Origin of the sequence: Roseomonas sp. TAS13 (assembly GCF_001950415.1) — a bacterium.
GTDB lineage: Bacteria > Pseudomonadota > Alphaproteobacteria > Acetobacterales > Acetobacteraceae > Roseomonas > Roseomonas mucosa.
Genome location: NZ_BDLP01000775.1, coordinates 1 through 707, shown reverse-complemented (window position 1 = coordinate 707; position 707 = coordinate 1). Strand labels below are relative to the sequence as shown.

The 707-nt window shown below is 72.4% G+C and carries 2 protein-coding genes; both read right to left on the bottom strand.

What is annotated here, in order from left to right; all coding sequences use genetic code 11:
- Positions 1-70: 70 nt before the first annotated feature.
- Positions 71-442: a hypothetical protein gene (locus tag ROTAS13_RS25445; protein WP_139323621.1), complete on the bottom strand. Its 372-nt coding sequence runs from the start codon at positions 440-442 to the stop codon at positions 71-73.
- 58 nt (positions 443-500) lie between these two features.
- Positions 501-707, bottom strand: a 207-nt coding sequence (locus tag ROTAS13_RS27670) for a hypothetical protein (protein ID WP_216348761.1), incomplete at its 5' end; no start/stop codon positions are given.

The following is a 707-nucleotide window of genomic DNA, read 5'->3' as shown; positions in this document are numbered from 1 at the left end:
GCCCTTGCGGCGGGGGACGGGGTGCGGCACCCCTCCATCCCTTGCCTTTCCTGTCTTCCTCTCCGCTGCGTCAGGCCACGGCTAGCAGCCCGTCGGGGGGGCTGGCCAGTTGGCGGCGGAAGGCCTCGTCGCCGACACCATCGCGCAGGAAGGCCCCCTCCCCGAAGACGCCCGCCTGTTCGGCCTTGTCGAAGCCGCGCGGCTTGCGCTGGCCCCGAGCCATGCTGACGGAGACCTTGAAGCTGGCGTCCGGATTGGCGGCCCGCACGTCGCGGCCGAACTCGGCGACGGCCCGCGCGATGCCGGCCAGGCCGTCCACAGCGCAGCGGCGACGCGGCGCCTTCGCACCGAGGGTGAGCACGACCTCCAATCCGCCGTAGCCGCCCGCTTCTCGCACGCGTCGGGCGGGAAGGGCGCACAGGTCGATTTGCGTGGTGGACACGTTGGGTCTTCCTCTTTGGGTGGGTGTTCGCTCCGGGTGGCGGCTGCCGTCCGGAGGTTCAGGCCGCGTGGTCCAGGGTGAGCGGCATGATCGGAGGGAGCGGGCGCGGCGGCCCGGCCTGTCGCGCGGGCCGGAGGACGCGGCTCCAGCGGTGCTTGTCGACCGGCGGTCCCCGGTCGGCGCGGACGCGGGTCCCGGTGTTCCACGAGCGACCACGGATGCCTGTCTCTTGATCACATCTACGCACAGCTCCACCGTAAGGCGA